Here is a 22,281-nt window from a genome sequence, read left to right as displayed (position 1 = left end):
ATGAAACAGATTGAACCGATTGCAACCGGTGCAACCAAGGTTACCTCCAAGCAGATGGAATTCGTGACGGTCACGGTCGCTGGGCAGCTCCTCGGCTTGCCGATAAGCCGTGTTCATGATGTTTTCGTCGTCAGTGAGATGACGACTGTCCCGCTGGCCCCCGGCGAAATTGCAGGTCTTCTGAACCTGCGTGGCCGGGTCGTGACTGCCGTCTCGCTCCGCCGACGCCTCGGCTTGGGAGACTCGACCAGCGTTGAACGACGCATGGCGGTCGGACTCGAAAACCATGGGGAGGCTTACGGCCTCCTCGTGGACGAGGTCGGCGAAGTCCTCAAGCTCGATCCAGACGAGATGCAGCCCAATCCGGTTCACATGGACCGAGGCTGGATTGGGCTATCGCAGGGAGTTCATCAGCTGCACGACAAGCTCCTGATTGTTCTGGATGTCGATGCCGTTCTGGCGTTCGAAACCGAACGGGAAGCTGCATAATCGGTTCCAGGAGCCTATCGGGCGTCCGCGCATTCTGAGGATTTGATACCGTGAGTCTCGACCTTTCTACTCCTGTCCTTGTCGTTGACGATTACCAGACAATGGTCAGGATTCTCCGGAACCTTCTCAAGCAGATCGGTTTCAACGATGTGGATGATGCCTCCGACGGGCAGGCTGCTCTCGAGAAGCTGAGGGCCAAGAAGTACGGGCTCGTCATCTCGGATTGGAACATGGCTCCTATGACGGGTTACGAATTGCTTCAGCAGGTTCGGTCCGATGCTGAGCTAAGCTCCTTGCCGTTTATCATGGTCACCGCCGAGGCGAAGACCGAGAACGTCGTCGCTGCGAAGAAGGCGGGCGTCAACAATTATATCGTCAAGCCGTTCAACGCCGATACGCTGCGGACGAAGATCAGCGCTGTGTTCAGCGGATAAGTGATCATGAGCAAGGTCATGAAGCTACAGAAGAGCTATCGTATCGAAGCGAGCATGGGCGTGCTCCCTCACGACGAGGGGGCGCAGGAGCGGCATTCCGAAATTATGAGCTTGCTCGGCACGATCAGGGAGTCGATCGTTCCGGCACGCGACATCTCCGCCTCGCTGCTTGAGGAGCATCGGCGGGACATGCAGGAGGCACTTCGCCTGAAGGTGGAGCTGGACTCCATTTATGAGGCCATCAACCGGACCAAGAGGGAAATTGCCACCCTTCGCTATGCCGGCGCGCAAGGCCAAGAGATCACCCGGGTGACGGACGAACTCGGTGCGATCGTTCTCGGCACCGAGACGGCAACCAACTCGATCCTCGCGGCCGCCGAGAAGATCGACGATCTGTCCAGCAACCTGTCATCGCGCTTGAGCGGCAGTGACCAGGAGATCGCTCGCGAGATCTTGGATCATGTCATCAGTATCTTCGAGGCTTGCAATTTCCAGGACATAACCGGCCAACGCATCAGCAAGGTCGTGAATGCGATGCGGTTCGTTGAAGAGCGTGTCCATCACATGATTGATATCTGGGGTGGCCTCGAAAGCTTCAAGGATGTCGAAACCATCGATGACTCAAGCCGCAAGGGAGAGGCAGCTCTCCTGAACGGTCCCGCACTTGCGACTGACAAGGGCGTGACATCACAGGATGCGATCGACGCACTCTTCGATTAGAGCATCGTGTGGACGAAAGCGGGCCACACTCGTGACCCTCTCCCCGTCATCACCGGGCTCGTCCCGGTGATCCCGATTGCTTGAGGCGCGGCGCTTTTCCGCATCGGGATGGCCGGCACAAGGCCGGACATGACGTGTGGAGGGTCGTGGGAAGGGTCGCGCCACTGCAATGGTCACCCTCCATGTCATCACCGGGCTTGTCCCGGTGATCTCGATCGTCTGGAAAACCGAGCCCCACCGGATCCGACCCCAACCTGGTTCCACTTTTCACATCCGATGCTCTAAGGCCGGCATCGCAGGTCGGTCCATTGTATTCGGCGGCTGGGACGATAAAGCAGTATCGGATGGCCTCATGCCGGAAGAGTCACCCCAGCAGGCTGCGGACGTCCTGCTGCGCCAACAGGTCCAGCATGCGACGAAGCCCCTGCTCGTTGTTCGTAAGGATCATCCCTCCGCAGACCTCACCGGAGCCGGAGAACCTGTAAGTGAGGGCATTGGCGGGTTGAAGGCCTCCCGATGGATGCGAAAGAAAACCTTGCAGGGAGCCAGGATGATCGTTGCAGCCATTCTGGATCCTCATTCCACTGTACTGACCTGCGATTCCGTGCGGGATCATGCGCAGCCGACTCCTGTCGCGAAAGCCGATCGCAAGATCTGCGTTCGCGAGCGCAACGGCGATTCCTTCCGCAAAGTGAAAGTGTCCCTCAAACGACAGGCTGTCCGCCGAGCCGAGGAAGCGGTCGAAGATGGCGACTGCATCAAGATTATCCAGGCACATGATGGTTCGGGTATGCTCGAACCTTGGTCCGAAAACATTCGTGCCGAGTTGGATGACATTCACGTCGTTGAAGGTTGCTCTGGACTTGACCCAACCATGTCCTGAGGACGGGTTGCAGCCTTCCAGAATCGCAATGTTGTGAGCGCCCGGTGATGTGAGGTAGTGGCGTGTTGGACCTGGCTGATTGTGACTTGAGCCGCCCGGGTCCGTGATCCATTGTACCCCGCGCGCTGCATAGACAAAGGACGAGCAATCGAAGTGACCATTCTCGTGGCGTTGTTCACCGAATGATGCGCAGAGATAGCTCCAGTGTGGCTTGTGTTCGTAGTTTCTGAAGACGACCACGCCGTCCGCCTCCGCGGCAAAGATCCGTGGGCCCAGCGGGTAGGACAGCTCCGCTGCTAATTGCGGGTCCGAGAGCAGAGATCGGCCGTGCTTGGAAATCAGTCGACGCAGCCAGGACGCATGGTGGTATCCCCGAGGAGTTTCGCCCACGGGGGGCAGCATGCCGGCCGGGTCCGTGATGCCAACGATGGTTGTAAGGCCACGCGTCAGCCGAGCTTCGAGGTTGTCCCGGAATTCCGTGGCTTCCGGAATGACTCTTAGATTCTCGACCAGAAGCAGTCCGGCAGACAGGATTTCGAGCCGGTTATGAAACGACCGCTCGATCGATGATCCATCAGGGTTGATCAGCAGGTCAAAGCCACTGCGGAGTTGGGAAAGCGCGACGGTCTGCCAGTATGAAGCCATCGGGAACAGGGGTGCTGCATCAGCGATGGCCAGCAATGCACAGGCTGTGCGCAACTGAATGTCCGATGCCGAGAAGATGTTCTGACTGAGGATCTCCGAAAGGGCGAAGCCATATCTCAGGGTTTCTGCGCGGAGAATATCCCGCCGCCGGTCGCCTTTGCTGCGGCCGGGTTCTGGAACCAATGCAACCAAGCGCAAGAATACCTCGGCCCGGGTGGCCATCGAAAGGGGATAGGTGCTCAACGGGTCCCGCGATTGGCCCCAGGGATTTGACTGTATCCACGCAAGAGCGAGATCCACCGCCCGTCTCGGTCCACCCGCAGCCGGACTCCCGGCCAGATCGAGGAGCCACGAAAGTGATTGGAACTCCAGGCGCCAAGATGAAGATCGATAGGGATCCTCGTCCCATTCGAAAGCGTCGGGGATAGGCCACGGCTCCTGACCCGCGAGGGTGAGACGATTGTCGATGATCGTCGGCTCTTCGCCGTGCTGCACAGCCTTGAGACGATCGTGAAAAGTCATCGGCGAGCCCGGGCGATCGGCATCGACGAACCAGTCGATCGGACTCACAGGTGCCTTGAGGGCCGCCGGGCCATGGAGCCCTCCAAGCCGGTTGCGCACCTCCTCGAGGAAGTCGAGCGGATCGAACCTGTCTTCCCCGAGAATCGTCTCAAGCAGAAGATCCTCACCGGCTGTGACCTCAAGAGGGGTTACGAGGCTGATCGCAGCCTCCTCCCGTCTAGCCTGGAAGCCGAGTTCGACCGACGCCGCTCCGGCAGGAGGGTTGAGTTCAAGCGTAAAGCGCCTCGTCTGCCGATGGATCGGGATATCGATGAAGGCATCCATGACGGGAGATGATGACACTCCCTCATAGGGAGGCTTCAACTCAGTGCCCCGTGCATCCCGGAAAACAACACGCGCCAGAGCGCCGTCACCTTCCGGGCCGTGGTTGACGAGCTGCCCACGCACGAAGAGCGGGTGTCCTGGAACGGTTCCATATCTTTGCCAGCGCGGCGTCGTGCTGAGGCCCCACCATGTTCGACGTGAGGCGGGTACGGTCGAGCCATCGACAGGAGGGTCGTTCTGAGTTCCCTGTTCGTCTGGTGCAGACCGAGCCGCTTGGTCGATCCGAAGGTTGCGGATCGTAAACGGATGCGAGTTGCGCCAACTGCGTATCGTGACGGTCAGACGCTTTGCCGGGGCTGGGATGAAGAAACGAAATTCAACGAGCGCTTTACGGGAATGCACGGTGGACCGATCGTAGAACGCGGGCCCCGCCATGTAATAGCTGTGAGGATCGATCTGGCTTCTTGATAGTCCTGGAACATAGGCGAACTCGATGCTCGACCCATCGTCGGTCAGGAAGTCTATTCCAACGGCTGCGAAATCCTGAACGGCCCGACTCTTTTCCTCCTGATGCCAAGAGACCTCGAAGTTGAGCTCGCACCACGCATCGTTGGAAACATCGTTGAATTCATAGACGGCGCGGGACCAGCGATTATGATTTGCAACGACCTGGATATCGTCGCCGGGACTCGCTGAACCGTCTTCAGGCTGATCACGATGAACCGGCAGAATGCGTGTAACGTCAGGCATGCAGATACCAAAGCCTTATCGTGAAACCTTGATGAGCGTAATCGCTGTGGGGAGAGCGATCATTCTGAGCCTGGCTGAAGAACGGGCAATGACGAGAGAGTCTTTGCCGTGCTGGTTCCAGGATCTCGATGGACGCTTGCCCTGTCCGCCCCGACGCGGGTGTCTAGTTCCCGGTTGCGACCTCGAGAAACAGCGCCATGCGGATCAACTCGGAGAGGCTTTTCGCTTCCATCTTCGACATCACGTTGGAACGGTGGATCTCCACGGTGCGGATGCTGATGTTCAGCTCATGGGCGATCATCTTGTTGGCTTTCCCGGCAACGAGGCCGTCGAGCACCTGGCGCTCCCGTTGCGACAGCGATTGCAGGCGCGCCTGCGTCCGAAGGAGTTCCTGGTTCTTACGGACGCTCTTCTCGTCGCATACCAGGGCGAAGCGCACGACCTCCAGAAACCGGTCTTCCCGGAAGGGCTTCTCGAGGAAGTCGATCGCACCTGCTTTCATTGCTTCGACTGCAAGAGGGATGTCGGCATGACCCGTCATGACGACGACCGGAACATTAAGCCCGCGAGAGTGGAGGCGCCGGATGAACTCCAGACCATCGATGCCAGGCATGCGAACATCTGTAACGATACAGCATCTGCCTGGATCTTGAACCTCGTCGAGAAATGATTTCGCGGAGTCGTAAAGACGAACGTTCAGGCCAGCCGATACCAGCAGAAACGAAAGAGCTTTTCGAACTCCAACGTCATCATCCACCACATACACGATCGGCGTGTTCGACACTGGCCATGTCCTCCTTGTCGACAGTTCTAAGAGTGAAATGGAAGGTTGTTCCCTCGCCGGGTGTCGATTCCGCCCAGATCTTGCCCCCGTGTGACTCGACGATCGTCCGGCTGATCGAGAGGCCGACCCCCATGCCACTCTGTTTCGTGGTCGTAAACGGCTTGAACAGGTTCTTCAAGATCTCCGGTGCAATACCGGACCCGGCGTCCTGGACGCTGATTTGAACGAGAGCCTCGGAAGGCATGGCTCTCGCCCTGATCGTCAGCTCGCGCAGGCTCACGTCCTGCATCGCTTCAATGGCGTTCCGGATGAGATTGAGCAGAACCTGCTGGATCTGGACACGGTTCACGAAGACCAGTGGGTTCTCGGACGGGAAATCGAACTCGACCTTGATCTCCTTCTCCTTGGCTCCCACCAAAGCCAAGGCGCTGGCCTCCTCGACAAGTCGCTGCAAACCTTCGATCTGGTGCTCACTTCCTCCCCGAGCGACGAACTCGCGCAACTGGCGGATGACCTCGCCCGCGCGCAAGGCCTCTTCGGCAGCCTCATTCACGGCATGCCGAACAAGGGCAACCTTGTCGCCCTCGATGTTACTCAGGATCATCCCGCAGCCTTTGAGATAGCTGGTGATGGCGGTCAGAGGTTGATTGATTTCATGGGCCAGCGTCGAGCCCATTTCGCCCAATGCCGTGAAACGGGACATATAGGCAAGCTCGGATTGCAGCTCCTGCATCCGCGTCTCGGTCCTCTGGCGCTCGGTCAGGTCACGGATGAAGGCCGTGAAAAAGCGTTCACCGTCGGCTTCCATCTCGCCAACCTGAACTTCCATGGGAAAGGTCGAGCCGTCCTTTCGCTGAGCCACGGCGACGCGGCCGCTCCCGATGATGCGGCGTTCTCCCGTATCGCGGTACCGACGGATGTACCCGTCATGCTGCTCCCTGTAGGGAAGGGGCATCAGAAACTTGACACTTGTTCCGATGACTTCCTCCGGATGGTAGCCGAACATGCGTACGGCCGTGGCACTGAAGGAGCGAATGATGCCGCTCTCATCGGCGACGATCATCGCATCTGGAACGGTCTCAAGAATGGATCTCAGGTGAGCCTCTCTCGTTCGCAGTCGCTCCTCGCTGGACCGCAGGGCATTCTCCGCGAGCTTGCGCTCCGTGATGTCCTGGATCGTGCCGATCTTGCGGACAGGCCGGCCATTCTCGTCGACCATTGTGCGACCGATGGCCGTCACCCAGCGTTCGATCCCCGTATCCGCACGAATGACCCGGAAGGTGCCGCTATAGGTCAAGCTGGTGTCAGGCCCGCTGCCATAGAAGGTCATGTCCATATGCAGTCGGTCGTCCGGGTGGACGCAGCCGAGAACAACGTCGCGAGTGATGTCCGCATCGGGCGCCAAGCCCAAGATCTGGCAGGCCTCCGGTGTCCATTGGCGCCGGCCGGTGACAAGGTCCTGGTCCCAGATGCCGAGCGCGGTCGTTTCGATGGCCAACCGCAAGCGTTCCTCGCTGCTGCGAAGCTTCATTTCCGCAAGCCGCTGGTCGTGGATGTCGGTCACCGTGCCCACCCACTCGACGACATGCCCATCCTCGTTCAGGAGCGGGACGGCTCTCATCAGCACCCATCGATACAATCCATCGGAATGGCGAACACGGTACTCGAAGATGCGAGGTTCGTCTGATGTCCGAACCGATTGCCATTGGCTTTGCAGTTTCTCCCGATCATCCGGATGGACGGCCTCCAGGAATCCGTAGCCGGTGTAATCTCCCTTGGCTTGACCGCTGAAGGCTTCCCAGCCCCAGACCTTCGTGATCAAACCGTCCGTCGTTGCTCGCCAGACGATAGCGGCACTCGCTTCGATCAGAGCCCGATACTGCTCCTCGCTTTGACGAAGTCGCTCGGCGGCGGCCCTTTGTTCGTGAATATCCGCGACCGTACCAACCCATTCCTGCACGACACCATCGGGATCCCGAAGGGGAACGGCTCTCGTCAGAACCCAGCGATACTCGCCATTCGACTGACCAATACGGTACTCGATCGTGCCGGCTTCCTCGGACGCAAGCGTCTCCAGCCAAGCCGATGTGACGCGTGCGCGATCCTCGGGGTGGACGTTCTCCAGCCAGGCGAAATCAGTGAGGTCGTTCAGGAATTGGCTGTCGGGAGTTCCCCATCCTAAGGCTCCGTCGATGATCGAACCATTGGGTGATGCCCGCCAGACCACGGCTGCGCTCGCCTCGATCAGGGCTCTGTATCGCTCCTCCTGCGTTCTCAGAGCGGCCTCAGCAGCCATGAAGCGGCTGACGTCACGAGATGTCAGGACATAGTTACATATCGTCCCGGATCGGTCCTCGACAGCATCGATGGTTATCCTGCAAAGGAGATGGCCACCTCTCTTGGTCGTGCAGCGAGCCTGATCTCCATAATGGCCGAGTTTCTTGGCAAGCCGGAGGCCCTCGAGCGCCTTGTCTCGGCTGACGGCATCGGATGGATACAATATCGAGAAGTGTCGACCCAGCGCCTCAGGGGAAGCCCAGCCATAGATATGTTCGGCACCCTGGTTCCACGATACGATATTCCCTATCGCGTCCAGCGTGATCAGGGCAAAGTCGCGAATCGAATTCAGCACGCGCTCAGCATCCGCAACCGGCCGCACCTCTCGACCTGATCGCGCATCGAGTCCGTTTGTTAACGCAGAAGTATGAGTCATTACCCCCCAACCCATGTGCTGCGTTGCATGCAGGAACGAAGTCTAGCGGCGCAGAAGCGCCGTGACTAGTAATAGTGATATGCCCGTTCGGCAATGAAAGTCATCGGTGCGATGACACAAATGCCGTATATCCAGCAATCGAAAAAATACGGGCAGCCCTTGCGACATTGTCGCTCCATCGCCAACAGAAGCACACATTCTTCTGGCAATGATATAACTTTAAGCGCCTATCACCTCGGCTCCCGCACACCTTGAAAAGCCAAGGTCGGCATCCGTGCTGAAACCATAGACACATAGAACGAGCCTCACGCCGGCAGGTCAGCCTCATGCAAGGTTGGAAGGTTAAATGCCTCTTTACCATACTTGCCTGGAGACCCCTGTGACGGCACCTGTCTATCTGTTCGACTTGGCATCGCGACAGGCCCAGTGGCTAGCCGCCCGCCAAACGACCATTTCCGGAAACGTTGCCAACGCCAACACTCCCGGCTACCGCGCGAGGGATGTCGAGCCGTTCGCGGATGTTCTGGATAAAACCAAACTGGCGATGGCTGCAACGAACACCGGCCATATCGGCTTCACTCCTTCCAAGGCCGAAGCCAGCAAAGTCAAGAAGGCCGACAGCTGGGACACGGTGTATTCCAAGAACTCCGTCAGCCTGGAGCAGGAACTCATCAAGTCCGGTGAGGTCAATCGGCAGCATTCACTGAACACAAGCATCGTCAAGTCATTCCACCGAATGCTGATGTCGAGCGTGAGGACTTCGTAATGATCGATCCCCTGGTTGCATCCGGCAAATTATCGAGCTCGGGTCTGGAAGCGCAGTCTGCTCGCCTCCGCGTGATCTCCGAGAACATCGCGAACGCGCAATCCACCGGCCGGACGCCGGGGTCGGATCCCTATACCCGCAAGACGATCACCTTCAAGTCCGAGCTCGACCGCACCCTCGGAGCAGCCTCGGTCACCGTCAAGGACGTGGGGCAGGATGAGTCCGCGTTCCCGGTCGAGTACGATCCAGGCAACCCAGCCGCTGATGAGAACGGCATGGTCAAAAAGCCCAACGTCAACATGCTGATCGAGATGGCGGACATGAGGGAGACCAATCGGTCCTATCAGGCGAACCTGCAGATGATGAAGCAGGCCAGAGCCATGATCTCTGCAACAATCGATCTCATGAGAGGCTGATATGGTCAGTGCAGTTTCCTCCATCTCCTCAATGATCGACCGTCCAGCGGCGGTCGCTGCGATCCCCACATTCGGTGCGCCCCCGGCCGCGGGAGCGGTGTCCGGCGCATCCCAGGCAAGCTTCAGCGAAACGATGGCGCAAGTGGCGACCTCGGCGGTCGACACCATGAAGGCCGGTGAGGCCGCTTCCATTGCCGGGATCCAAGGCAAAGCCTCGGTGCAGCAGGTCGTCGAAGCGGTCATGTCGGCCGAGCAGACCCTTCAGACGGCCATCGCCATCCGCGACAAGGTGGTTGCGGCCTACCAAGAAATTGCCCGGATGGCGATCTAAGGAGATTCAAATGAGAGCGCTCGCAATCGCCGCAACCGGCATGAATGCACAGCAGCTGAATGTCGAAGTCATTGCAAACAACATCTCGAACGTGAACACCACGGCCTTCAAAGGGGCCCGGGCCGAATTCACCGATCTGCTCTATCAAACCGAGCGATCCCAGGCCATTCCGAACCAGGCAGGATCAAGCCCGGTGCCGGAGGGAGCCATGCTGGGCCTCGGCGTGAAGACCGCAGCCATCCGTAACCTGCACCGGCAGGGATCGCTGACGAATACGTCGAACCAGTTCGATCTCGCCCTCAACGGTCGCGGCTGGTTCCAGGTCAATGCTCCCAGTGGCGAAATCGTCTACACCCGAGCGGGATCCTTCAACAAGAACGGCGATGGGCAACTCGTCACGCTCGACGGCTACACGCTCAACCCGCCGATCATCATTCCCGCGAACACGCTCGACGTCACCATCAACGAGTCCGGCGAAGTCTTCGCCAAGATCGACGGACAGGCTCAGCCGCAGAATCTCGGTCAGCTGACGCTTGCGAATTTCGCAAACGACGCCGGCCTGGAGCCGATCGGCAGCAATTACTATCGCGAGACCATCGCGTCCGGCGCCCCGGCGGCCGGCATCCCGTCGGATCCGGGGTTCGGCAAGATCCATCAGGGCTACCTCGAGGCTTCCAACGTCGATCCCATCAAGGAAATCACGAACCTGATCTCGGCCCAGCGCGCCTTCGAAATGAATTCGAAGGTGATCCAGGCTGCCGACGACATGGCCGGAACGGTTTCCAAGGGAATCCGCTAAGACGGGCAGCCGGGTGAACCTCTCATGAAGCATCTCTTCCACATTGCACTTTCGGTAGCCGCCCTGGCTTCGGCGGGCGCTCGGGCTGCCTCGGCTGAAGAGCGTATTCTCCCGGTGCCATCCATCACGATCTATGCCGGTGACACGATCACCGAGTCGATGCTCAAGGATCGGACGTTTCCTGAGAACTACCGCTACCGGACGGCCGTCATCGAGTCTCCCCGGGTCCTCGCAGGTAAGATGGCCCGCCGGACTCTTCTCCCCGGGGAGCCCATTCCCATGAATGCAGTCGACGATCCCAAGCTCGTGACGCGGGGCGTTCAAACCCAGATCGTGTTCGAAGAGGGCGGTCTGTCGATCATGGGAACCGGGATCCCGCTGCAATCCGGAACGCTGGGAGAGACGATCCAGGTCAAGAACGTCGATAGCGGCCGGATCATCACCGGCCGAGTCCAGCCCGATGGCCGGGTCCGAATCGGATTTTGATGATGCTTCGCTCGATTCTCTTCCTGCTTGCCGTTCTCCTTTCCTTCCAGAGCCACGCTGCGACGCGCATCAAGGACGTGGCGGCCGTTCAGGGTGTGCGCGACAACCAGTTGATTGGTTATGGCCTCGTGATGGGTCTCCAAGGTACCGGTGATACGCTTCGCAACTCCCAGTTCACCGAGCAATCGCTGCAATCGATGCTGGACCGGATGGGCGTCAACGTCCGCGACATCAACTTGCGGACCCGTAACGTCGCGGCCGTCATCGTCACGGCCGATCTCCCTCCGTTCGTCGGCGCGGGATCCCGCATCGATGTGACGGTCACATCCATGGGGGATGCCACGTCTCTGAAGGGCGGAACCTTGATGCTCACCGCCCTCCAGGGCGGAGACGGACAGGTCTATGCCGTCGCACAGGGAGCCATCGCGGTATCCGGGTTCTCCGCACAGGGCCAGGCGGAGACGCTCACCTCGGGGGTGGCGACCGCTGGGCGCATCCCGAACGGCGCGCTGATCGAGCGGGAAGTCCAGGGCGGATTCAACACGTCCGGACCGCTGGCCTTCGAACTCAAGAACCCGGACTACAAGACCGCAACCCTCATCACCGATGCCATCAACCAATACGCCCAGCAGCGTTATGGGGCTCGCGTCGCGTCCCCGCGCGACTTCCGGACGGTCGTTCTGCAGAAGCCGAAAAATGTCGCAGCGACACGATTCATCGCCGAACTGGGGGATCTCGAGATCAGACCGGACACGCCGGCCCGGATCGTAGTGGACCAACGGACCGGCACGGTCGTGATCGGAAAGAACGTCCAGATCTCCACGGTGGCGATCACGCATGGCGCTTTGACGATCCGGGTGACGGAAACCCCGGAGGTATCGCAGCCGGACCCGTTCTCCATGGGCCAAACCGTCGTCGTGCCTCGCACCCAGATCACGGCCGCGGAGGAGAGGGTGCCCCTTGCCATCGTTCGGGGAGCGGATCTGCAGACCCTCGTCAAAGGGTTGAATCAAATGGGTCTCAAACCCTCCGATGTCATTGCCATTCTCCAAGCGGTCAAGACCGCCGGGGCACTTCAAGCAGAACTGGTGATCCAATGACCAAACCGACGATCATCAAGACCTTTCAGCCGATGGCGCTCGCCGCTTGCGTGCTCGCCGGGGCGGCGTCATACCAAGGTGCCTGGGCGCAGGACGTGAAGACGGATGCCAAGAGCAACCAATACTGCGCCAGCATTGCCGATGCCGCGTCAGATGCCCGCTTCACGCTTCAGAAACAGGCGCTCGCCGACATGGAGAAGGAGATCGAGAGCCGCATCAAGGTTCTTGAGTCCAAGCGCGCCGAATACGAAGAGTGGCTCCGACGCCGTAACGAGGTTCTAGAAAAGGCCGACGAGACCATCGTCCTGATCTATTCGCGCATGCGCCCCGATGCAGCAGCATTGCAGCTCACCAACATGGACGAAGAGATCGCTGCGGCCGTCATCGCCAAGCTCAACCCGCGGGTGGCAAGCGCGGTCCTGAACGAAATGGAACCGGGACGGGCGGCTCAACTGGCGAATGTCATCACCGATGCCCCGAAGCGGGACAAGAACACCGTGAGGCAGAATTGAAACACGTCATCCTGATTGTCGGCCTGTGTTTCCTCGGCGCCTGTGCAACGAGGCCCGAGGAAATTGGACGTGAGCCGGTTATGACCCCGGTCGGCTCCGGCATCGCGGTCGACCGTGAGCCGCTTCCCCACCTGTTCAAGGCCGGCGGCAGGTCTGCGGCGAACTCGACTTGGAGCAATGCCAGCGCCGATCTCTTTACGAGTCCGCGAGCCAGACAGGTCGGCGATATCGTCACGGTGAACATTCAAATCGACGACAAGGCCGAGTTCGACAATGCGAGCGATCGATCGAGGAAGTCCTCGATCAGCGCCGGGCTCGATTACGCCTTTTCGTTCAAGGGGTGGAACGCGGACGGGACCGGCGATTTCGGCGTCGACTCCTCATCGTCATCGAACGGGCAGGGCACGATCGACCGGTCGGAGAAGCTGCGCCTATCCGTCGCTGCCGTCGTCAACGAGGTCCTGCCGAACGGAAATGTCGTGATCAGTGGATCTCAGGAAGTGCGCGTCAACTACGAGCTCCGCATCCTGAACATCGCCGGCATCGTGCGCCCGCGGGACATCTCGCCGAAGAATACGATCAGCTACGACAAGATCGCCGAGGCTCGGGTGTCCTATGGCGGCCGCGGACGCCTGATGGAGGTCCAGCAGCCCGCCTATGGACAGCAGATCTACGATGTCGTGGCGCCTTTCTAGATAGTTCATCAAGACGAGAGAAGAATGGCCAAGGCCCTAGAACTTCCAGCGCCGTCCGGAAGCGCACCGAGCAAGGAAGGATCGCTCCGATGGCTCCTGACGCTCGGCCTCCTGACGCTTCTGTCGGCTGCCATCGGTGGTGGATTCGGTCTGGTTATGGTGTCCGGCATCGAAAAGCAGGTCGAGGAAAAATACAAGGCCCTGCCGCACAAGGCGGAAGCCGTCAGCCCCTACACGGGGAACATCGCTGTCAAGAAGCTGGCTCCGGTCGTCACCAACCTCACCGGTTCGGAGACCGACTGGGTCCGGATCGAGGCGTCTATCGTCTACCAGCCGGGGGGCGACCAGAACCCCGATGTGCTTGTCGCCGAGGCAAGGCAAGACATGTTGTCCTATATCCGCACGATGTCATTGGCTCAGATCCAGGGCCCCAGCGGTCTTCTCCATCTGCGTGAAGACCTCAACGAGCGCGCCAGGCTGCGTTCGAAGGGGGCAATCCGGGAACTGGTGCTCGAAACATTGATCGTCCAGTAGTTTATCGGCATTGCTGCCCTCGCCCGTTCCAGGGCGGCTGCCCCCTGATTTGATGAAAGACATTGTGATGCTCCGTCGCTTCCCATTCGCCGTAACGTTCCTCCTGGCGGCAACGAGCGCCCACGCCCAGATCGCAGGTCTGGACGCGCTTCTTCCTCCCGGAGACGGCGCTGTCAGCGGCCGAATCATTCAGCTCGTCGTGCTCTTGACCGTCCTGTCCTTGGCGCCCGGCCTGCTGATCATGGTGACCAGCTTCACCCGATTTGTGGTCGCCTTCTCGTTCCTGCGCTCGGGTCTGGGCCTCCAGAGCACACCGGCCAACCTGTTCCTGATCAGCCTGTCGCTCTTCATGACCTTCTTCGTCATGGGACCGACCTTCGACCGCGCCTGGAACGACGGGGTCAGACCTTTGACGGAAAACCGCATCTCGGAAGCGGAGGCATTCACCAAGACGACAGAGCCGTTCCGCGATTTCATGCTGACCCATGTGCGGCCCAAGGATCTCCAGATGTTCAGTGATCTGGCCGCTGTCAATTATCCGAAGCCCGCCGAGGGTGAGAAGATCGACCTCCGCATTCTCATTCCTGCCTTCATGATCTCCGAGCTCCGGCGCGGTTTCGAGATCGGCTTCCTGATCGCATTGCCGTTTCTCGTGATCGACATGATCGTCGCCACACTGGTCATGTCGATGGGCATGATGATGATGCCGCCGACGGTTCTGGCTCTGCCGTTCAAAATCCTGTTCTTCGTCCTCATCGACGGCTGGAATATCCTGGTGAGCGGCTTGGTGCGCTCCTATTTCTGACCGAATCCTGCCCACGGTGGGCACAAATCCGGGCTGCGAGGGAGGACTGGCAACCTTCGCACAAGGTTGACGAAGCACAAGTGATCTCGACACCTCTTACCAGTACCGAGATCCTCTATGCCTGGTCGTCAACACGCCGAAAGATTATGGAGTAGTTTAATGCTGCTGGGCGCACGTCGCCTGGCTGCGTTGGCCGCGATCGGTCTCGCGGTTTTCCTGTCGGTGGGCATCGGCACCTATTATCTCAGCCGGCCCGCCCAAGAGACGCTCTACACGGGTCTGGACCGTGAGGACATCGGCCGCATGGGTGCCGTTCTGAAGGATGCCGGCATCCCCTTCGATGTCAGCGCCGATGGAACGGCTCTCCTCGTCAGCTACGGCAATACGGCGCAGGCTCGGATGCTGCTGGCCGAGAAAGGGCTGCCGCACAGCACCAAATCCGGGTATGAGCTCTTCAACGACCTCGGCTCGCTCGGGCTGACCTCCTTCATGCAGGAGGTCACCAAAGTCCGAGCCCTTGAAGGCGAGCTCGCCCGCACGATCCAGGGCATGAAGGGTATCAAGGCCGCGCGGGTTCATATCGTTCTGCCGGATCGTGGCTCGTTCCGCCGCGAGCAGCAGCCGCCTTCGGCCTCTGTCGTCATCCGGACCGTACCGGCGGATGACGCCTCGTCGGCTCAGGCGATCAGGCATCTCGTCGCCGCCGCCATCCCGGGCATGGCCGTCGACAAGGTCACCGTCATGAACACGGAGGGGACTCTTCTGATGTCCGGAGACGATGCAGCCAATGCATCGACCGGCAAGATGGCCCGCCTCGAGAAGAGCGTCGGTCTGGAGATCCAGGACAACGTGCGTCGCACCCTGGCGCCCTATCTCGGGACCGGCAACTTCGAAGTCAGCGTGGCTGCGCGCCTGAGCACGGACAAGGTCAGCACCAATGAGACGATCTTCAATCCGGAATCCAAGGTCGAGCGCTCCACCCGGACCATCAAGGAGACGGAGGTTTCCCAGAACAAGAGCGGCCAGAAGCCGACCACCGTTCAGCAGAATCTTCCCGATGAGAATGTCAGGGGCGAATCGGGCGACAGCTCGAGCGAGGACAACCAGCGCCGCGAAGAGCTGACGAACTACGAGATCTCCTCGAAGACGATCCAGACGATCAGCGACGGATACCAGATCAAGAACCTGTCCGTGGCCGTCCTGGTCAACAGGTCCCGGATCGCGTCGCTGCTCGGCGAGAGCGCGACGCCGGCCGAAATGGACGCCAAGGTTGCCGAGATCGAGCAGCTCGTGTCTTCTGCGGCAGGGTTCAGCAAACCCCGCGGCGATCAGATCAAGGTTGCCGCCGTCAGCTTTGTCGACGACAGCGGGATGCTTCAGCCCGTCCCTGGTCCGTCGGTTGCAGAAATCCTCATGCGTCAGTTCGGGACGGTCGTCAACGCACTGACCATCCTGGCTCTGTGCGCCATGATGATCTGGTTCGGACTGCGCCCGGCCGTTCGCATGCTCATGGCTCGTCACCAGGCCGAACTCGAGCTCCAGCGGGAGCAGGCGGCGGCACTCGCCGCGGCAGAGGCGGAGGAGGCTCTCGAGGCGAGCAAGGAGACCACCCTGCAGATTGCATCCGATCTCGATGAGCAGAATCTGATCGAGATGCCGCGGACTCCGCAGCGCAAGCTCGAGCAGATCATCGAGCTCAGCGAGGAGCAGGCCGCAGCCGTTCTCAAACAATGGCTCGGGCGGGAGGCTGCGTAATGGCCGGAACGCTAGCCAGCCTCCTGGCGGATTTCTCAAATCCGACTGCCGGCGATGCTTCGGGCATCGGCCTCTTGCGGGCTGCTAAGGCCGCGCCTGAACCGGTTCCTGAGCCGCAGCAGCCCGCTGCGGACCGGCAGGCGGACCTGGTGAGATCGGTCGAGGCAAGGGTCAGAGCCGAAGAGCGGGAGACCGCCCGCAGGGCGCTCGAGGATGCCGTCGCGGCCGAGCGCGCCTGCCATGCGGAGGATATCGACACCCAGCGCGCCGTGTGGGCGGAGGAGCAGGCTCAGCGACTATCGGCTCAGATTTCAGAGGCCCTCGACCATATCGCCTTGAGCGTCTCGGAGCGGGTTGCCAATATCCTCAGGCCCTTCGTGTCGGAGGCCTATCGCCGGCAGACCCTCGCCGAGTTCAGCGATGTGCTCGCAACCTTGCTCTCGAGGCGGGGTGAGAACCTTTTGACGATTTCGGGGCCGGACGATCTCCTTTCGGCCATGAAGCCGCATCTCGAAGGCCATGGGAGCTCCATCGCGTTCGTTCCGAGCGACCGGATCGAGGTCAGCGCGAGCATCCAGGATACATTCGTTCAAACCCAGTTGAATTCCTGGTCCGTGCGCCTGGCCCAGACGTTAGAGAGCTGATGACCGATGGCGAATTCAGATAAGCAGGAGATCGTCATCGTCCGTCGGAGCGATGACGGCGAGGATGTCGTCAAGGGAGGCGCCTGGAAGATCGCTCACGCGGACTTCATGACGGCCATGATGGCATTCTTCCTCGTGATGTGGCTGATCAGCCTGACGGATGAGGAGACGCGAAGCGGCGTCGCCAACTACTTCAATCCGGTCCAACTGGCCCAGTCGACTCCGAACAAGAAGGGACTCGACGATCCACAGAACGTGCCGCCCGACAACGAAACGGACAACACCAAGGATGGCAAGGAGAAGGGAAGCGGCGAAGGAACGGGCGGAAAGTCGCACCAGCTGCGAAAGCCCCGCTTCAAGGAGGGAGCGCTCTTCCAGGATCCCTATGCCGTTCTGGCCAGGATTGCCGACGAGGTCGAAGCGACCCCCCATGACACGCTGGGCGCGGACGTCACCCCGGGCGAGAGTGATGTGCCGGGCCTCAAGGCCGGCGAGGCTTTCAGAGATCCTTTCGACCCGCTCTACTGGCAGGTGGCTCCCGTTGACGAGCTGAAGACCGATACGCCCTCGAAGCCAGGAACCGCAGCGCCGGCTCCGTCGAAGGCGGTCATGGATGCGGTTGCGGCCCTGAGCCAGAAGCCCGCCACGGGTGCCCGGCCGGATTCCAGGACTGCCACCAAGCCGTCGGCATCGAACGAGGGCAGGGACATGCAGGCGAACGGGGCCGCTCCCGACCCGGGAGCTCAGGTCTCCGACAACGATGCCAATGCGGCAACGGCCGCGGACCTGAAGGCTGCTGAACTGAAACGAGAGATCCTCAAGGCCGTTCAACCCGCGAAGGACACGACCCCGCAGCCGCACATCGAGGTCCGCCGGACCGGCGCGGGAACTCTGATCAGCCTGACCGACGACTTCGACTTCACGATGTTTGCTGTCGGCTCGGCCGAGCCGCATGCAAAGGTTGTGCGGGCCATGGCCGAGATCGCCAGGATCCTGCAGTCCCGCCCGGGCAAAATCGTGATTCGCGGTCACACGGATGCCCGCCCGTTCAAGTCTGCCAACTACGACAACTGGCGGCTGTCCCAGGCGCGGGCTCAGATGGCGCTGTACATGCTCGTTCGAGGTGGATTGAGCGAGAGCAGGATCGTGCGGGTCGAGGGGCATGCGGATCGGGACCCAAAAATTCCGAACAATCCGAATGCGGATCAGAACCGTCGCGTCGAGATCCTTCTACAGGAGTGATCCCGTTGAAACGTCTTTCACTGCCCCTCCTTGCGATTTCTTGGCTCTTCGCAGCCGATGCGGCAATGGGGGAAAACGCGGCCCTGTCCGACGCGACAGTCGAGCAGAGTGCGCCGTCCTCGACGGTTCCCAGTCCGGTGCAGCTCGTGCGAACGCTGCACCTGATGCAGGATCAGATCGCGATCGGCTCCACGGAGGCTCATCTCGGACAGCGTGGTCTGCTCGCTATTCTCGACGACAGGTTCATGAACCTGGAGCCCGAAACCTGGCAGTCGGGCAAGAACGTCCGAGCGGCGGTGTCTTTTGTCCTGAGTGGCGGAAATCCCGGCATCCTGAGAAAGCTCCTGGATCTGGGCTCCGCGACGATCACGGAGAACGACAGACCGTTGATTGAAGGTGCGCTCGCCTATGTCGAGGGCAGGGAGGAGACCGCGCAGAACTCGCTCGCGTCTCTGGACCCTCAATCCCTTCCGCCCACCCTCGGGGCGCAGCTCGCACTCGTACAGGCAGCGCTCATGGTTCGGAAGAACGTTGCGAAATCCGACGAGCTCCTGGATTTCGTTCGGCTTCAGGCCCCCGGCACGCTCCTTGAGGAGGCGGCCCTGCGCAGACAAGTCTTCGTGGCAAGTCAGACGAACAACATGGTGAAGTTCCAGTCGCTCGCGACCGACTATCTGCGGCGCTACCGGCACTCGATCTATGCCGGCAATTTCCGGCAGCGTCTGGCTTCTGCGCTCACGCGGGTCGATTTCGGAAAGGAAGCCTCCCGGTTCGAAGGCGCGGTGGCGATGATGTCGGAGCTCGAACCTGACGCACGGCGCGATCTTTATCTTTTGGCGGCGCGATCGTCCATCGAGCAGGGTTTCACGACCTCGGCCCGGATGATGGCGGACAAGGCGCAGGAGCTGGCAGGGTCGGACAGGGTCAGCGCTGCGAGGGCGAAGCTCTACCGGGCGGCATCGCTGATCACGTCACCTCAAGCCATTGATGGGGCCGTCAATGATCTTCATGGCCTTGATCAGTCTCTCCTGGCCGAGAGCGACATTGACCTGCTGAAATCCGCCCTCGCGATGGCTGCCGAGATACGCAGGATACCCGAAATCCAGTCCGTCCAGGGAGGAGCCGCGAAGCCGGTCCAGGCAACGCTCACCGTCGAAGGATCGCGGGCGGGTGCTGATTCCGCGCAAGGGCTGGAAAAGCTTCAGGCGCTATCCAAGGCGCGTGACGCCTTGAGTCGCGTCGACCGACTGATCAAGAATTAGGCGTGTACGAGCCCATGAGCCGATTAGACCTATTATCGCCGGCAACACCCAGGCTTGTGGACGCGCAGTCGCGCAATGCAACCACCGGCATGGACGCTCAGGACGGCGCCGGAACCTCTCAAACATCCGATTTCGCCTCACTCCTGGACGGGTTCTCTGGACGCCCTCCGCGGGAGGGACTGGTGATCTCCGACGAGACGGGGCTCTCGAACAGCGAGCCGGACAAGGCCGATTCCGAGGTGAATGCCGGAGCCGATCCGCTGCAGGCGCTCCTTCCTGAGGTGGCGACCAGCGACGACGCGACGGGCGCGCCCGTCCTTCAGTCCGTAAGCCCGGTGTTGTCGGTTCTCGAGAGCATCCTTCCTCGGATATTGGCGGGAACAGCCGCGGGAGGCAATCCCGACTCAGGACATCCAGGTGCATCGTCTGCATCCTCCTATCCCGCGATGCTTCCACAGGAGGCCGGCGAGTTGGCCTCGGCAACCGCGGCATCCGCGCCAAAGCTCGCTGTCTCCGTTCAGAACCAGGAAACCCATTTCAAACCCATCGTCGAGGGACTGATCGATACCTCGCTCGAGACGGAAGCCGCAGCGCATCGCGAAGAGCCGGATCTCGCCACGGGCGCCCCGCTGATCGGGAAGCCCAAGGGGACGGCGGCGGCAATCCAGCACCCGGATGCCAAGGCCGGATCCGCCCAAGCTTCGAGCGGGCTGACCGGCGTTTTGGAGGCCTCCAAAGAGCAGGAGAAGGACGTCGCCAAACGCGTATCCCTCGATCGAGCTCCCGATCGTCCCGAGTTGCCGAAGCAGCAAGCCATCGGAAGCTTGAAGGCCGATACCACGTCTCTCCCGCCTTCGACGCTTCAGCATCTCGCCAAATCCATCGTCGATGACGTCGAGAGCCTGTCGGAGCCCCAGGCACCAACCTTCCAGCAGAGCGGACTGAACCGGGTCGCTACGGCGAGAGCCTCCGCGGGCGTTTTGCGGGTCCTGGATCTTCAGCTGAAGCCGGCTGAGCTCGGCCTGGTGACGATCAGGATGCGGCTTGCCGGCGACGGCATCGAGATGGAGATCCGGGCCCAGAACGACGATACTGCGGACCTTCTGCGCCATGATGCGGAGAAGCTGTCGAATCTCCTCCGAGCGTCCGGCTACCGCCCCGACGCGATCACCATTCAATCCACTGAAGCTTCCTCCCATGACCGTGCCTCGTTCCAACGTCCTCCTCAAGGCAATCAGACACAGGGGCACTCCTTCGACCAAGGCGGGGGAGCCGGTCAGGGCAACTCTCCCCGTCACCAAGACAACCGCCATGACAGCGGCAGGCGAGACCTCTCCAAGGACGGCAAGGACGCGTCGAATCCTGGCGGCAGCGGCACTGGCGGGATCTATCTTTAGTCCGTGTGCCGTCCTGCCGGCCCTGGCACAGTCTCCGTCCGGTCAGTGTGAGCGGGAGATGATGCGAGCCGCGTCCAAGTACGGGGTACCGTTGGGCATGCTCTACTCCGTCGGCCTCACCGAGACGGGGCGGCGCGGCAGCCTGCAACCTTATGCCATGAACGTGGAGGGGAAGGCTGTCTTCTCGAACACCGCGGCCGAGGCGATGCAACGCTTCGAGGAAGCCAGCCGGGGCGGGGCGCGGCTCATCGATCTTGGCTGCATGCAGATCAATCACCTCTACCACCGTGAGAACTTCCCGTCTTTGGAAAGCATGCTGAACCCGCGCAGCAACGTCGAGTATGCCGCGCGCTTTCTGCGTGAGCTCAAGGCACGGCACGAAACATGGACGATGGCGGTCGCGCGCTATCATGCCGGGCCCAACAACGATCCGGCTCAAAAGCGCTACGTATGCCGGGTGATCACCAACATGGTGGCAACCGGATTCGGCCAATGGACACCCGGAGCCCGATCCTTCTGTGTGGATGCCCCTGGCCTGAGCCCCGGTCAGACCGCCTCGGACGGATGAGGCGCCGAGACTCTCTTATCGCGGCATCCCGTCACAGGACACCGGGCCCGAGACCGACAATCACCTGGACGAGACCCTCCGACGCATCGTGCGGACGAAAGCGGGTCACGCTCGTGAAAAGTGGGCCCGGTTTTCGTTTGCGCGGCCCTTCGGGTCACTGACGCGGCCTACTGGGTCCGCGCCGGCACTCAACGCGTCATTCGAACTTCGGAACCGCTTCCGTTCAAGGTTCCGGCAAGTGCGGCCTCGGCTCCCGACAACCGGGCAACCGGTTGTCCGCGCGAGAAGAGGATCACCTGGTTGTCGCGGAAACTCCAACCATTGATGTGTCGCATGCCCTCGTGGGCGCAGCCTTGCGTCGATGCCTTAAACAGATCCAGGGATGGAACGCTCGACAACTGCACCTTGCAGGAGGTCTCCCCGACACTGGCCCTCCACGATCCTGCGTAAGACGAGGCGCGCTGCGGGGCCGTGAAAACACCCGGCGGGCTTGAGGAAGAACTGGCGACAGCCGGACCGGTCACGGCAGGAGCCTGGCTCGGCGCGACCATCGCCGGCTCCGGCGGAACAGAGCCGGCGGACGGATCCAGGGGGGGAGCGGCCGGCGCAGGAGGGCCCATGTCGACTTCAAGGCGAAGGTCTTGAGATCTTGTCGGGCGGACGACATCGATTTCGGGGGTCTCGAGTGAAGTCACAGCAGGCGCA

At 60.9% G+C, this 22,281-nt stretch carries 22 protein-coding genes and 1 pseudogene; 19 read left to right on the top strand and 4 right to left on the bottom strand.

What is annotated here, in order from left to right; translation table 11 throughout:
- Genes NF876_RS06525 through NF876_RS06515 form a run of 3 tightly spaced genes read left to right on the top strand, consistent with a single transcriptional unit; the run spans position 1 to position 1,643 of the window.
- A complete protein-coding gene (locus NF876_RS06525) occupies positions 1-489 on the top strand; it encodes a chemotaxis protein CheW (protein WP_262268034.1) in 489 nt (162 codons plus the stop codon).
- Between the two features lie 50 nt (positions 490-539).
- The gene (locus NF876_RS06520) at positions 540-923 is read left to right on the top strand and encodes a response regulator (protein WP_262268033.1); all 384 of its coding nucleotides are present in this window, start codon (positions 540-542) and stop codon (positions 921-923) included.
- Between the two features lie 6 nt (positions 924-929).
- Positions 930-1,643, top strand: a complete 714-nt coding sequence (locus NF876_RS06515; RefSeq protein WP_262268032.1) for a protein phosphatase CheZ — start codon at positions 930-932, stop codon at positions 1,641-1,643.
- Between the two features lie 364 nt (positions 1,644-2,007).
- Here NF876_RS06515 and NF876_RS06510 read toward each other — a convergent pair whose 3' ends face one another.
- The 4 genes and pseudogenes from NF876_RS06510 to NF876_RS43395 all read right to left on the bottom strand — a co-directional run.
- A complete protein-coding gene (locus NF876_RS06510) occupies positions 2,008-4,767 on the bottom strand; it encodes a heparinase II/III domain-containing protein (RefSeq protein WP_262268031.1) in 2,760 nt (919 codons plus the stop codon).
- Between the two features lie 163 nt (positions 4,768-4,930).
- The gene (gene fixJ / locus NF876_RS06505) at positions 4,931-5,524 is read right to left on the bottom strand and encodes a response regulator FixJ (RefSeq protein WP_315975011.1); all 594 of its coding nucleotides are present in this window, start codon (positions 5,522-5,524) and stop codon (positions 4,931-4,933) included.
- Complete coding sequence (locus tag NF876_RS06500; RefSeq protein ID WP_315975009.1) at positions 5,517-7,847, bottom strand: PAS domain-containing sensor histidine kinase; 2,331 nt, start codon at positions 7,845-7,847, stop codon at positions 5,517-5,519. The genes fixJ and NF876_RS06500 overlap by 8 nt, the downstream gene beginning before the upstream one ends.
- Before the next feature lie 39 nt (positions 7,848-7,886).
- Positions 7,887-8,264, bottom strand: a pseudogene (locus NF876_RS43395) (PAS domain S-box protein); the annotation flags it as partial.
- A gap of 379 nt (positions 8,265-8,643) precedes the next feature.
- On the opposite strand from NF876_RS43395, the gene flgB reads away from it, so the two are divergent.
- The 16 genes from flgB (at position 8,644) to NF876_RS06410 (ending at position 21,576) form a co-directional block, all read left to right on the top strand.
- The gene (gene flgB / locus NF876_RS06485) at positions 8,644-9,030 is read left to right on the top strand and encodes a flagellar basal body rod protein FlgB (RefSeq protein ID WP_262268028.1); all 387 of its coding nucleotides are present in this window, start codon (positions 8,644-8,646) and stop codon (positions 9,028-9,030) included.
- Positions 9,030-9,446 carry a flagellar basal body rod protein FlgC gene (gene flgC / locus NF876_RS06480; RefSeq protein ID WP_262268027.1) on the top strand — a complete coding sequence of 139 codons (417 nt, stop codon included), beginning with the start codon at positions 9,030-9,032 and terminating at the stop codon, positions 9,444-9,446. The genes flgB and flgC overlap by 1 nt, the downstream gene beginning before the upstream one ends.
- A 1-nt stretch (position 9,447) precedes the next feature.
- The gene (fliE, locus tag NF876_RS06475) at positions 9,448-9,777 is read left to right on the top strand and encodes a flagellar hook-basal body complex protein FliE (protein WP_173950050.1); all 330 of its coding nucleotides are present in this window, start codon (positions 9,448-9,450) and stop codon (positions 9,775-9,777) included.
- 10 nt (positions 9,778-9,787) lie between these two features.
- Positions 9,788-10,576 carry a flagellar basal-body rod protein FlgG gene (flgG, locus tag NF876_RS06470; RefSeq protein ID WP_262268026.1) on the top strand — a complete coding sequence of 263 codons (789 nt, stop codon included), beginning with the start codon at positions 9,788-9,790 and terminating at the stop codon, positions 10,574-10,576.
- Positions 10,577-10,600: 24 nt separating this feature from the next.
- Positions 10,601-11,062 (top strand): flagellar basal body P-ring formation chaperone FlgA, encoded by a 462-nt coding sequence (gene flgA, locus NF876_RS06465; protein WP_262268025.1) that lies wholly within the window; start codon positions 10,601-10,603, stop codon positions 11,060-11,062.
- Positions 11,062-12,162, top strand: a complete 1,101-nt coding sequence (gene flgI / locus NF876_RS06460) for a flagellar basal body P-ring protein FlgI (protein ID WP_373371493.1) — start codon at positions 11,062-11,064, stop codon at positions 12,160-12,162. The genes flgA and flgI overlap by 1 nt, the downstream gene beginning before the upstream one ends.
- Positions 12,159-12,674, top strand: a complete 516-nt coding sequence (locus NF876_RS06455) for a MotE family protein (RefSeq protein ID WP_262268023.1) — start codon at positions 12,159-12,161, stop codon at positions 12,672-12,674. The genes flgI and NF876_RS06455 overlap by 4 nt, the downstream gene beginning before the upstream one ends.
- Positions 12,671-13,369 (top strand): flagellar basal body L-ring protein FlgH, encoded by a 699-nt coding sequence (gene flgH / locus NF876_RS06450; protein WP_262268022.1) that lies wholly within the window; start codon positions 12,671-12,673, stop codon positions 13,367-13,369. Before NF876_RS06455 ends, flgH begins: the two co-directional genes overlap by 4 nt.
- A 24-nt stretch (positions 13,370-13,393) precedes the next feature.
- Positions 13,394-13,903 (top strand): flagellar basal body-associated FliL family protein, encoded by a 510-nt coding sequence (locus tag NF876_RS06445; protein WP_262268021.1) that lies wholly within the window; start codon positions 13,394-13,396, stop codon positions 13,901-13,903.
- A gap of 67 nt (positions 13,904-13,970) precedes the next feature.
- On the top strand, positions 13,971-14,708 hold the full coding sequence (gene fliP / locus NF876_RS06440) for a flagellar type III secretion system pore protein FliP (protein ID WP_262268020.1): 738 nt from the start codon (positions 13,971-13,973) through the stop codon (positions 14,706-14,708).
- 117 nt (positions 14,709-14,825) lie between these two features.
- Positions 14,826-16,463 carry a flagellar basal-body MS-ring/collar protein FliF gene (gene fliF, locus NF876_RS06435; protein ID WP_262268019.1) on the top strand — a complete coding sequence of 546 codons (1,638 nt, stop codon included), beginning with the start codon at positions 14,826-14,828 and terminating at the stop codon, positions 16,461-16,463.
- Entirely contained in the window at positions 16,463-17,107 is a 645-nt protein-coding gene (locus tag NF876_RS06430; protein ID WP_262268018.1) for a hypothetical protein, read from the top strand. The genes fliF and NF876_RS06430 overlap by 1 nt, the downstream gene beginning before the upstream one ends.
- Positions 17,108-17,113: 6 nt before the next feature.
- On the top strand, positions 17,114-18,349 hold the full coding sequence (locus tag NF876_RS06425) for a MotB family protein (RefSeq protein WP_262268017.1): 1,236 nt from the start codon (positions 17,114-17,116) through the stop codon (positions 18,347-18,349).
- A gap of 5 nt (positions 18,350-18,354) precedes the next feature.
- A complete protein-coding gene (locus NF876_RS06420) occupies positions 18,355-19,611 on the top strand; it encodes a MotC family chemotaxis protein (protein WP_262268016.1) in 1,257 nt (418 codons plus the stop codon).
- Between the two features lie 14 nt (positions 19,612-19,625).
- Complete coding sequence (locus NF876_RS06415) at positions 19,626-21,008, top strand: flagellar hook-length control protein FliK (RefSeq protein ID WP_262268015.1); 1,383 nt, start codon at positions 19,626-19,628, stop codon at positions 21,006-21,008.
- On the top strand, positions 20,923-21,576 hold the full coding sequence (locus NF876_RS06410) for a transglycosylase SLT domain-containing protein (RefSeq protein WP_262268014.1): 654 nt from the start codon (positions 20,923-20,925) through the stop codon (positions 21,574-21,576). Before NF876_RS06415 ends, NF876_RS06410 begins: the two co-directional genes overlap by 86 nt.
- Positions 21,577-22,281: the final 705 nt, after the last annotated feature.

The sequence above is a fragment of the Microvirga yunnanensis genome (assembly GCF_025460875.1).
This window is presented reverse-complemented; position numbering and strand designations above follow the sequence as displayed.

Coding starts and splice junctions, on each gene's coding strand:
- NF876_RS06510 (WP_262268031.1), bottom strand. CDS start 4,767: ATGCCTGACGTTACACGCATTCTGCCGGTTCATCGTGATCAGCCTGAA.
- NF876_RS06500 (WP_315975009.1), bottom strand. CDS start 7,847: ATGGCTGCTGAGGCCGCTCTGAGAACGCAGGAGGAGCGATACAGAGCC.
- NF876_RS06430 (WP_262268018.1), top strand. CDS start 16,463: ATGGCCGGAACGCTAGCCAGCCTCCTGGCGGATTTCTCAAATCCGACT.
- NF876_RS06455 (WP_262268023.1), top strand. CDS start 12,159: ATGACCAAACCGACGATCATCAAGACCTTTCAGCCGATGGCGCTCGCC.
- NF876_RS06410 (WP_262268014.1), top strand. CDS start 20,923: ATGACAGCGGCAGGCGAGACCTCTCCAAGGACGGCAAGGACGCGTCGA.
- NF876_RS06415 (WP_262268015.1), top strand. CDS start 19,626: ATGAGCCGATTAGACCTATTATCGCCGGCAACACCCAGGCTTGTGGAC.
- NF876_RS06525 (WP_262268034.1), top strand. CDS start 1: ATGAAACAGATTGAACCGATTGCAACCGGTGCAACCAAGGTTACCTCC.
- flgA (WP_262268025.1), top strand. CDS start 10,601: ATGAAGCATCTCTTCCACATTGCACTTTCGGTAGCCGCCCTGGCTTCG.
- NF876_RS06445 (WP_262268021.1), top strand. CDS start 13,394: ATGGCCAAGGCCCTAGAACTTCCAGCGCCGTCCGGAAGCGCACCGAGC.
- flgI (WP_373371493.1), top strand. CDS start 11,062: ATGATGCTTCGCTCGATTCTCTTCCTGCTTGCCGTTCTCCTTTCCTTC.
- fliE (WP_173950050.1), top strand. CDS start 9,448: ATGGTCAGTGCAGTTTCCTCCATCTCCTCAATGATCGACCGTCCAGCG.
- flgG (WP_262268026.1), top strand. CDS start 9,788: ATGAGAGCGCTCGCAATCGCCGCAACCGGCATGAATGCACAGCAGCTG.
- NF876_RS06515 (WP_262268032.1), top strand. CDS start 930: ATGAGCAAGGTCATGAAGCTACAGAAGAGCTATCGTATCGAAGCGAGC.
- NF876_RS06425 (WP_262268017.1), top strand. CDS start 17,114: ATGGCGAATTCAGATAAGCAGGAGATCGTCATCGTCCGTCGGAGCGAT.
- flgC (WP_262268027.1), top strand. CDS start 9,030: ATGATCGATCCCCTGGTTGCATCCGGCAAATTATCGAGCTCGGGTCTG.
- fliF (WP_262268019.1), top strand. CDS start 14,826: ATGCCTGGTCGTCAACACGCCGAAAGATTATGGAGTAGTTTAATGCTG.
- fliP (WP_262268020.1), top strand. CDS start 13,971: ATGCTCCGTCGCTTCCCATTCGCCGTAACGTTCCTCCTGGCGGCAACG.